We start from the raw sequence: 10258 nt of genomic DNA, 5'->3' as shown, positions 1-10258 counted from the left end.
GTTTGGGTTTTCTGGGTCTGGTGCTCACCCCGGGGGCCCCCCCCCCCCCCCCCGGGGGGGGGGGGGGGCCCCCCCCCCCCCCGCGCCCCACCACCACGTGGATCAACGCGGCAGGTCGCCCTTCGCCCGCGCCGACGAGTCGTCCGGAGGAACGGGCTCGGACACCCCGTCGCCGGTGAAGTGCACCGCGTCGATTTCGAACAATTCGGTCCCTTCACCCGCGAACACGAAGAACAGCGGCCCGGAGTTGCCCGGATCGGTCACCGGAACCGGTTCCACGTCCACATATCCGCCACCGGTGCTCGGCACTTCGGCCGTCTGCAGCAGTTCGCCGTCCGGAGCCCCGGCGCGGACCTCGATGGTGCCGCCCGGCCCGGCCGCCGAAACCCGGTAGCCGATGCCGTCCACGCCCGTCAGGTTCACCGGGTCGATCGAGATCCAGTCGCCCGCTTCGATGCCGCCGACCTTGCGGCCACCGGCCGCGTCCGGGTCCTCCACGACCTCGACGCCCTCGGCGTCGGTGAAGAACTCGGCCTGCTTGTCCGCGGGCTGCAGCACGACCCGGCCGCTGCCCGTCACGGGCGGCAGGCCCTCGGCACCGGTGTCGGTGTAGTCGGCGGTGATCACGCCGAACACGTCGGCGTCGAGCCCGTGGCCCTCATCGGCCGGGGTTTCGATGACGCCTTCGCAGCCGAACTCCTCGCTGAGCGGGTGCGCGTGGGTGTCGTGGCCGAGCGCGTAGCTGACCTGCACCCGGGAGCAGTCGATCTGCTCGTCCTCGGCGTCGGTGACGCTGACCCGGAACGGCACCTGCTCGCCGAAGGTGAACACCCCGCCGTCCGGCGGCAGCTCGACGCTGACCTGCGGCGGCGTGTTGCCGACGACGATCTGCACGCTGGCGTGCCCGACCTTGCCGGTCGAGTCGGTCACGGTGAGCTTGGCGGTGTAGCTGCCGCGCTCGTCGTAGGTGAACGACACCGGCCCGTCGGTGGTCGAGTCCGGGGTGCCGTCGCTGGTGAAGTCCCACTCGTAGCTCAGCGGCCCGCCGTCGGGGTCGGTGGTGCCCGCCGGGTCGAACTCGACCGTCAGCGGTGCCTCACCGGCTGAGGTGACGTCGGCGCTCAGCTTCACCCGCGGGGTCTTCGCGTTCGGGCTGTGCTCGATGCGGTACAGCGCCGAGTCGTCCGCGCCGCCGAAGTAGCTGGAACCGTAGTCCAGCACGTACAGCGCGCCGTCGGGCCCGAACTCGATGTTCATCGGCCGGGTCAGGTCCATCGAGTCGAAGAACGGCCGGATCGCGGCCAGGTCGCCGTCCTCGGTGAGCTCGAACTCCTTGATCCAGCCCCGGTCCCACTCGTAGTTCAGGACCTTCCCGTCGTAGTACTCCGGGAACTTCAGCGGCTCGTCCAGGTCCGGGTCGAAGTGGTACACCGGCCCGCCCATCGGCGATTCCGGTCCCTCGCCGAGTTCGGGCACCGAGCCGTCGTCGTAGTCCAGCCACGCGGGTTGCGCGGGTGGCAGCTCGACCAGCCCGGTGTTGTGCGGGCTCTCGTTGCGCGGCGCCGCGCAGTCGAAGGGCTGCCCGGACTCGCCGGTCGCGAAGTCGTGGTCGATGAACGGTTCGTTGGCGCCGATGCAGTACGGCCAGCCGAAGTTGCCCGGCTCCTTGATCAGGTTGTACTCGACGGTGCCGCTGGGCCCGCGCTCCGGATCGGCCGAACCGGCGTCCGGGCCGTACTCGCCGAGGTGGATCCACCCGGTCTGCTCGTCCACGGTGAACCGGAACGGGTTGCGCAACCCCATCGCGTAGATCTCGGGCCGGGTGCCGTCCGTTCCCGCCGGGAACAGGTTGCCCTCCGGTGCGGTGTAGCCGCCGTCGTCGTCGACGTGGATGCGCAGGATCTTGCCGCGCAGGTCGTTGGTGTTGCCCGCGGAGCGCTGCGCGTCGAAGGCGGGGTTGCGCTCGGCGCGCTCGTCGATCGGGGTGTAGCCGTCCGAGGAGAACGGGTTCGTGTCGTCCCCCGTGGACAGGTACAGGTTGCCGTCGGCGTCGAAGTCGATCTCACCGCCGGCGTGGCAACAGGTGCCCCGGTTCGCCGGGACCTGCAGGATCTCCTGCCCGCCGGCGAGGTCGAGCGTGCCTTCGTCGGTGAGCTGGAACCGGGCCAGCACGTTGTGCCCGTCGAAGGGGGCGAAGTCCGCGTCCTCGCCCTCTTCCGGGGCGTCGCCCGGGGGCGTGTCCAGCGGCGGCGCGTAGTACAGGTAGACCCACCGGTTCTCGGCGAAGCCGGGGTCCACGGCGATGCCCTGCAGGCCGTCCTCGTCGTGGTTGTAGACGGGCACCGTGGCGGCCAGCGTGGTGGTGGCGTCCGGCGTGGTGAGGTACACGTCGCCGTCGCGGGAGGTGTGCAGCACGCGGCGGTCGGGCAGCACCGCCAGCGCCATCGGTTCGCCCAGCTTGGTCTCGCCCTGGGCCAGCGTGATCTGGTCGAACGCCGTATCCGGTGGGGGTGATGCGGCGGATGCGGCAGGAACCGTCAGGGCGGCCGCAGTCACGACCGCCAAGGTCGTGGATGCGGCCAATCGTAAGAATCGCACCAGGTCACTCCTCATCGCTCACGGTCCCGGCTCCGTCGCCGGGACGTTTCAGCAGGGGGTCTGCCCGGTGGCGGTGCGGATGCCGCCGAGCAGGTGACGCAGGAAGTCCGGTTCGGTGAAGGACTCCTCGGTGTGACCGCCGCCGGTGTAGTAGGCGCGGCCGGAGTCGACGGCGTGGCACCAGGCGATCGGGTGGTCGCCCATCGCGCCTTCGCCGGGGTCGTAGCTGGACTCGTCGAGCACGGCCAGCACGTGCGCGCCTTCGCGGGGATCGGAGGCGAAGTTGTACCACTCGTCGGTGCGGTGCCAGTGCCTCGGCAGGTGCGCCGTGGAGTCGTGCTCGTGGTCCTCGACCAGGACGGTCGCGGGCTGGATCTCGGGGTGGTCGGCGAAGTAGGCGCCGACGAGCTCGCCGTAGAACGGCCAGTCGTACTCGGTGTCGGCGGCGGCGTGCACGCCGAGGTAGCCCCCGCCGCCGCGGATGTAGCGCTCGAACGCCAGCTGCTCGTCGGGTTCGAGCACGTCCCCGGTCGTCGACAACCACACCACGGCGTCGTGCCGCGCCAGTTCGGCATCGGTGAACACGGCGGAGTCCTCTGTGGACTCGACGGCGAATCCGTTGTCCTCGCCGAGGAGTTCGATCGCCGCGATCCCGGCTTCGATGGAGTCGTGCCGGAATCCGGCGGTCTCGGAGAAGACCAGCACGCTCGGCTCGTCGTGCTCGCCCGCCGACGCCGTGGCGGCCAGTGCCCCGGCCGTGCCCAGCGCCAGCGCCAGTCCCAGGAGCCGCGTGCCCGCGGTCCCGCGCCCGGCGCTCACGACGCGAACCCGACGTCGAGGTACTGGTCCACGTTCTCGCGGGTCACCACGGCCGAATACGTCGTGATCGAGCGTGGCACCTCGTGCTCGGCCAGGTCGGACATGCCGCGGGCCTGCACCAGCAGCCGCGCCAGCGCGATCGCCGACGAGCACATCGACGGGTTGTAGAGCACCGTGGCCTGCACGACGCTGCCGCCGGCCTTGATGCGGTCCATCATGTCGCGCGAACCCGCGCCGCCGACGAGGAAGAACTCCTCGCGCCCGGCGGCCTCCACCGCGGCGAGCACCCCGATCCCCTGGTCGTCGTCGTGGTTCCACACCGCGTCCAGGTGCGCCGCGGCCTGCAGCAGGTTCGTCGCCTGCCGCTCACCGGACTCGGCGGTGAAGTCCGCGGCGACCCGCCGCGCCACCCGGAGCCCGTGCCGCTGCAGGCCTTCGCGGAAGCCGGCGCTGCGTTCCTGGGTCAGCGGCAGCGAATCCGTACCCGCGATCTCGGCGATCACCGGGTCGGTGACGCCGCGGCGCTCCAGCTCGGCGGCGATGTGGTCGGCCGCGTTGACGCCCATGCCGTGGTTGTCGCCACCGATCCACACCCGGTAGGCGTCGGACGAGTCGAAGACGCGGTCCACGTTGACCACGGGAATCCCGGCCCGCGTGGCCCGCCGCGCCACGTCGGTCAGCGCCTTGCCATCGGCGGGCAGGATCACCAGCACGTCGACCTGCTCGTTGATCAGGGTTTCGACCTGGGCGATCTGCTGGTTGACGTCGCTGCTGCCTTCGGTTGCCCGGAACGTGACGTCCGGCAGCCCTTCGGCCTGCGCGCGGGCGTTGGTGGTCATGGCCGCCATCCAGCCGTGGTCGGCGGCGGGTGCGGAGAAACCGATCGTCACCTGGGTACCGGGGGCGGCGTTGTCGCCGCCCGCGGCGACCGCGGACGGGTTCTGCCGCTGCGGCGGGTCGTTGGCCAGGCACCCGGTCAGCAGCGCGGTCGCGCCCAGCGCACCGGTGCCGAACAGGAACCCGCGACGAGGAGTTGCGGACATGGCGATCTCCGAAGGTGGGAGGGGATTCAGCTGAGGGAACTGCGGCGGCGAGTGCGGGCCTGCAGCAGCACGGCGAGCACGATGATGGCGCCCTTGACGATGTTCTGGATGTCGGTTTCGAGGTTGTTGAGCGTGAAGACGTTGCTCAACGTCGTGAAGATCAGCACGCCGATCAAGGTGCCGGTCATGCTGCCGCGCCCGCCGGAGAGCAGGGTGCCGCCGATGACGACCGCCGCGATCGCGTCCAGCTCGTAGTACAGGCCGTTGGTGGACGCGCCGGAGGTGGTGCGCGCCACCACCATGATCGCCGCGATGGCGCAGCAGAGGCCGGCCAGCGCGTAGACCAGCGCGGTGTGCCTGCGGACGTTGATCCCGGCCAGCCGAGCCGCTTCGGCGTTGCCGCCGACCGCCAGCGTCCGGCGTCCGAACGTGGTGCGGTTGAGCAGCGTCCAGCCGCCCGCGAACACCGCGGCGAAGATCCAGATCAGCACCGGGACGCCCAGCAGGTCGGCCTGGAAGACCGCGCCGAACGCCGCGACGTCGACCACCTGCGTCTGCCTGCCGCTGATCCGCTCGGCCAGCCCGCGCGCCGAGGCCATCATGGCCAGCGTCGCGATGAACGGCACCACCCGGCCGTAGGCGACCAGCAGCCCGTTGACGAGGCCGCAGCCGGTGCCGACCAGCAGCGCGCACACCACCATCGCGCCCACCCCGTAGGACTGGGTGGCCCAGGTGGTCATCCACACGCTGGACAGCGCCACCATCGAACCGACCGACAGGTCGATCCCGCCCGCCGAGATCACGAACGTCATCCCGACGCTGACCACTCCGATGGCCGCGGCCAGCCGCAGCACGGTGGAGATGTTGCCCTCGGTCAGGAACGCGTCCGGGCGAGTGATGTAGCCGACCACGCACAGTCCGATGAGGACGATCAGCAGCGCGACCAGCCTGATGTCGGTGCGCGCCCACCAGCGGCTCACCGGTGACGAGCCGGTCGCGGGGGGTGTCGCGTCGAGGGTCCGCTCGTTCATCGCGCCGCCTCCATGACGAGGTCCAGGACGTCGGATTCGGTGATCTCCCCGGCGGTCGCGGTGCGCACCGCTGCGCCGTCGCGCAGCACCAGCACCCGATCGGCCAGCGCCAGCACTTCCGGGATGTCGCTGGAGACCACCACGATCGCGATCCCCTCGGCGGCGAGCCGCCGCATCAGGGCGTACAGCTCCGCCCTGGCACCGACGTCGACGCCGCGGGTCGGTTCGTCGAGCAGCAGCACCCGGCAGCCGCGCAGCACCCAGCGGCCGATGACGGCCTTCTGCTGGTTGCCGCCGGAGAAGGCGGCGATCGGCCGGGCCGGATCGGCGGGCCGCAGCTGGAGCTGGTCGACGACCTCCCGCGTCTCGGCGAGTTCCCGGGAGCGGTCGGTGAAGCCGAACCGGCTCAACCGCGGCAGCGACGCCAGCGTGACGTTCGCGGCCAGCGGCAGCAGCGGCAGCAGCGCCTGGCTCTTGCGCTCCTCCGGGGTGAGGCCGATCCCCGCCGCCACCGCCGCCGGGACGCTGCCCGGCCGCACGCGACGGCCGCCGACCCGCACCGCACCCGACTCCGCCGTGCGGGCGCCGAAGATCGTCTCCAGCAGTTCGCTGCGACCGCACCCGACGAGTCCGGCGAGCCCGAAGATCTCCCCCGCGTACACCGTGAAGCTCACGTCCGCGAACTCGCCCCGGCGGCCGAGCCCGAGCACCTCCAGCACCGGTCGCTCGGTGGCCGTGCTGCCCACCGCCTCCAGTTCCGGTGGTGAACCACCCGTCATCAGCGCGACGAGTTCGCCGGTCGTGGCCTCCGCCACCGCGAGGCCCGCGGCGACCGTGCGGCCGTCCTTGATGACCGTGACGCGGTCGGCGATGCGCCGGATCTCCTCCATGCGGTGGGAGATGTAGATGACGGCGACGCCGTCGGCGGTGAGTTCGCCGATGACGCGGAACAGGTTGTCGACCTCCCCTGCCGACAGCGCCGCCGTCGGCTCGTCCATCACGATCAGCCGCGCTTCGTGCTGCAGCGCCCGCGCCATCGACACCAGCTGCCGCGACGCGGCGGGCAGGCTGCCGACCTCGCGGTCCGGTTCGATCTCCGGGTGCCCCAGCCGCGCCATCAGCCCCGCAGCCGCACCGCGCGCCGCGCCCCGGCGGCTGAAACCGGCGGTGGCCGGTTCGTGGCCGAGGAAGATGTTCTCCGCGACGCTCAACCCGGGAACCAGGTCCAGCTCCTGGTACATCGCGGCGACGCCGCGCCGCAACGCGTCGGCGGGCGAGGACAGCGAGATCTCCTCACCCCGCCACCGGATCGTGCCGCCGTCGGCCGGATGCGCACCGGACAACACCTTGATCAACGTGGACTTCCCGGCGCCGTTCTGCCCCAGCAGGCAGTGCACTTCACCGGGGCGCACCCGCAGCTCCACCCCGTCCAGGGCGCGCACGCCCGGGAACTCCTTGACGATGCCGGACATCGCCAGCAGGTCGGCCGTCATCTGCCGCCTCCCACTGGTATCCACCTGCTGTGGTGGGCGGCGCTGCGCTGCACCGCGTCCAGCACCCGCTGCACCCGCAGCCCGGCCGCGAAGTCCGGGCTCGGCGTGGTGCGCTCGGCGATGGCGGTGACGAAGTCCCGCAACTGGTGGGTGAACGTGTGCTCGTAGCCCAGCACGTGCCCCGGCGGATACCAGGCGCCCAAGTACGGGTGGTCGGCTTCGGTGGCGAGGATGCGCCGGAAACCGGCTGTCTCAGCGCCCTCGGTCGCGTCGTAGAACGACAGCTCGTTCATCGACTCGAAGTCGAACGCGAGGCTGCCCGCGCTGCCGTTGATCTCGATGCGCAGCCCGTTCTTGCGCCCCGCCGCGTAGCGGGTCGCCTCGAACGTGCCGAGCGCGCCGCCGCCGAACCGCGCGGTGAACATCGTCGCGTCGTCCACCGTCACCGGACCGGTGCGCTGAGCGTCGTCGACCAGCGGCCGCTCCGCCACGAAGGTGTCGACCAAGCCGCACACGCTGACGATGTCCTCGTCGAGCAGGAACTGCGCCAGATCCACCAAGTGCGCGCCCAGATCGCCCAACGCCCCGGACCCGGCCCGCTCCGCCCGCAACCGCCACGTCAGCGGCGCCTGCGGATCGAGCAGCCAGTCCTGCAAGTACTGGGCCCGCACGTGCCGGATCGTGCCCAGCCTGCCCTGCTCGATCAGCTCGCGGGCCAACGACAGCGCCGGCACCCGGCGGTAGTTGAACCCGACCATTGCCTGGACTCCGCCGCGCCGCGCGCGATCCGCCGCCTCGGCCATCAACTCCGCTTCGGCCACGGAGTTCGCCAGCGGCTTCTCGCACAGCACGTGCTTGCCCGCCTCCAACGCGCTCATCGCGATCTCGGCGTGGCTGTCGCCCGGGGTGCAGATGTCGACCACGTGCACGTCGTCGCGCAGCAGCACGGACTTCCAGTCGTCGCTGGCCTCCCGCCAACCGTGCCGGGCGGCGTCCTGGTGCACGGCGTCCTTGCGCCGCCCGCACAGCACCACCATCTCCGGCCGGGCCGGGAGATCGAAGACCCGTCCCACGGTTCGCCACGCTTGCGAGTGGACCACGCCCATGAAGGCATGACCCACCAAGGCAACACCGAGCACGTTCATTCGTTTTTCCTCCATCGTGGCTGGTTTGCCGTGGGGGTTGGGTGGCGGAACCTCAGTCGGCCTGTCGCTGCGGGATCTTTTTCCCAAGTGGCTCCGCCACGAGGGAAAAAGCTGTCCTCGCGACAGACCGACTGAGAACCCGCCGGTGGTCCATCTGCGTGCTGGGTCGCTGCTCAGCGGCTTCGCCGCTGACAGGATTAAGCCCAAAGGCGTTGTGGTGTCGTGCTTTTCGGATTCTTGTTCCCGATAATCCGTTGCGATTTCGAACGGTTCGGTGGTCGAAGATCAGCCGGCTCGGTACCGGCCGAACGAAAGATCGAAGGTTGTGTGGTGTCAGGGGGTCGGGCCGGCTCCGAAGACCTGGTCGCTGATGAGGGCTGCTGCGCCTACCACTCCGGCGTGTTCGCCGAGTTCGGAGAGGGCGATGGGCAGGGTGCTGGTGGCCAGGGGGGTTGATCGGCGGTAGAGCTCGCTGCGGACCTCCGCCAGCAGCGGGTGGCCTAGTCCGGCCACGCCGCCGCCGACCACGATCATCGCCGGGTTGGCGAAGTTGACCAGGCCTGCGAGTACCCGGCCGAGCCTGCGGCCTCCGTCGCGGACCAGCCCGAGCGCCTGCGGATCGCCGTGGCGCATCGCGATCCCCACGTCGTGCGCGGTCAGCGCGTCGCGGTCGCCGAGGAGCTCGTGCAATCCCGGTGATTCGCCGCCGCGCGCCAGCGCGGTCGCATCGCGGGACAGCGAAGCGCCGCTGAACCACGCCTCCAGGCACCCCGTTCGCCCGCACCCGCACACCGGGCCGGTGTCGTGCACCGCGATGTGCCCGATGTCGCCCGCGCTCCCGTTGCTGCCGCGCAGCACCCGGTTGCCGGTGACGATGCCGCACCCGATGCCGGTGCCGATCTTGACGAACAGGAAGTCCGGCACGGACCGGGCCAGCCCGCAGTACATCTCGCCGAGCGCCATCAGGTTGACGTCGTTGTCCAGCTGCACCGGGCAGTCCAGCTGCTGCGTGAAGTGCTCGCGCACCGGGTAGCGGTCCCAGCCCGGCATGATCGGCGGGGAGACGGTGAAGCCGTCCCGGAAGCTCACCGGGCCCGGCACCCCGACGCCCACCCCGTTCAGCGCGGGCAGGTGCCCTTCGGCGCGCAGCTTGTCGATCACTTCGACGGCCCGCCCGAGTATCGCGTCCGGGCCGTCCTTGATGTCGATGGGTTCGCTGGTGTGCGCGACCAGTTCCAGCAGTCCGTCCGTGACGCCGACGTCCAGCGAAGTGGCGCCGATGTCCACGCCGACGAAGCGCAGCCGCCGCGACAACTGCACCAGGCCGGACCGGCGTCCGCCCTGCGACGCGGCCTTGCCCGCCCGTTCCACGAACCCCAACTCCTGCAACCGGCCCAGTTCTTGGCCGATCTTGGAGCGGGACAGCGACACCTGGGCGGCGAGTTCCGCGGCGGCCTGCGCCCCGTTGAACCGCAAGGACGCCAGCAAGCGGACTTGGTGGGAATTCTCTGGTTGCACCGACTACCCCACTTCTTGCACGAAGCGTATGAAGTCCGTCACAGAGTAAGCGAACGGTTTCTCCCCAGGTCAAGGGAGAATTCGCGATGTCCCCCGGATGTTCGCTGCCCGATCGGCCGCATCCACCCGCCGCCGTTCGGACCTCGGCGGCGGAACCGGGCGACACCAGCGGAAACGCCGCAACGCCGCCCCACCTTCCACCTTGAATCCACAGTGGACAAGGCGCGGACCTGTGTGAACACCGCTGCGAGGTGTCGCACGCCCCCGAAGCGCCCTCGTCCGTCCGCCGACTCACCGCGCCGCCGAAAGGCCCCGCATCCGCTGGACCGAACGCCTACCCCCCGAGGTGCGGCGAGCACTCGGATCCCACCTGCGGAAAAACCACTCCCGAACGCGAAAATCGGCGTCGCCGTCGAACCGACGGCGACGCCGATGATCAGGAACACGGGAATCCGCTCAGAATGATCTTTTGATCGGTGTCTTGTCAGCGGCGGAGCCGCTGAGCAGTGACCAGCTAGAGCAAGCCGACCACCGGCGGGTTCTCAGCGGCTTCCTCGCGAGGACAGCGATTTCGTGGTGTAGGGAGCTACATGAGAAATCGATCCCGCAGC

General features: G+C 70.6%; 7 protein-coding genes. All 7 read right to left on the bottom strand.

What is annotated here, in order from left to right:
• Nucleotides 1-102: 102 nt before the first annotated feature.
• Nucleotides 103-2598 carry a PQQ-dependent sugar dehydrogenase gene (locus ACWD38_RS29190; RefSeq protein WP_450125352.1) on the bottom strand — a complete coding sequence of 832 codons (2496 nt, stop codon included), beginning with the start codon at nt 2596-2598 and terminating at the stop codon, nt 103-105.
• Between the two features lie 48 nt (nt 2599-2646).
• The gene (locus ACWD38_RS29185) at nt 2647-3417 is read right to left on the bottom strand and encodes a ThuA domain-containing protein (protein ID WP_450125351.1); all 771 of its coding nucleotides are present in this window, start codon (nt 3415-3417) and stop codon (nt 2647-2649) included.
• Complete coding sequence (locus tag ACWD38_RS29180; protein WP_184479737.1) at nt 3414-4460, bottom strand: substrate-binding domain-containing protein; 1047 nt, start codon at nt 4458-4460, stop codon at nt 3414-3416. The genes ACWD38_RS29185 and ACWD38_RS29180 overlap by 4 nt, the downstream gene beginning before the upstream one ends.
• A 26-nt stretch (nt 4461-4486) precedes the next feature.
• Nucleotides 4487-5491 (bottom strand): ABC transporter permease, encoded by a 1005-nt coding sequence (locus tag ACWD38_RS29175; protein ID WP_450125350.1) that lies wholly within the window; start codon nt 5489-5491, stop codon nt 4487-4489.
• On the bottom strand, nt 5488-6984 hold the full coding sequence (locus ACWD38_RS29170; RefSeq protein ID WP_450125349.1) for a sugar ABC transporter ATP-binding protein: 1497 nt from the start codon (nt 6982-6984) through the stop codon (nt 5488-5490). Before ACWD38_RS29170 ends, ACWD38_RS29175 begins: the two co-directional genes overlap by 4 nt.
• Nucleotides 6981-8129, bottom strand: coding sequence for a Gfo/Idh/MocA family protein (locus ACWD38_RS29165; protein WP_450125348.1), 1149 nt, complete (start codon nt 8127-8129; stop codon nt 6981-6983). Before ACWD38_RS29165 ends, ACWD38_RS29170 begins: the two co-directional genes overlap by 4 nt.
• A 333-nt stretch (nt 8130-8462) precedes the next feature.
• Complete coding sequence (locus ACWD38_RS29160; protein WP_184479741.1) at nt 8463-9647, bottom strand: ROK family protein; 1185 nt, start codon at nt 9645-9647, stop codon at nt 8463-8465.
• Nucleotides 9648-10258: the final 611 nt, after the last annotated feature.

It is taken from the genome of Saccharopolyspora sp. NPDC002578 (genome assembly GCF_053592695.1).
This window is presented reverse-complemented; position numbering and strand designations above follow the sequence as displayed.

Excerpts from the sequence above, each read along its gene's own strand:
- ACWD38_RS29180 (WP_184479737.1), bottom strand. The coding sequence starts at position 4,460 with ATGTCCGCAACTCCTCGTCGCGGGTTCCTGTTCGGCACCGGTGCGCTG.
- ACWD38_RS29175 (WP_450125350.1), bottom strand. The coding sequence starts at position 5,491 with ATGAACGAGCGGACCCTCGACGCGACACCCCCCGCGACCGGCTCGTCA.
- ACWD38_RS29170 (WP_450125349.1), bottom strand. The coding sequence starts at position 6,984 with ATGACGGCCGACCTGCTGGCGATGTCCGGCATCGTCAAGGAGTTCCCG.
- ACWD38_RS29165 (WP_450125348.1), bottom strand. The coding sequence starts at position 8,129 with ATGAACGTGCTCGGTGTTGCCTTGGTGGGTCATGCCTTCATGGGCGTG.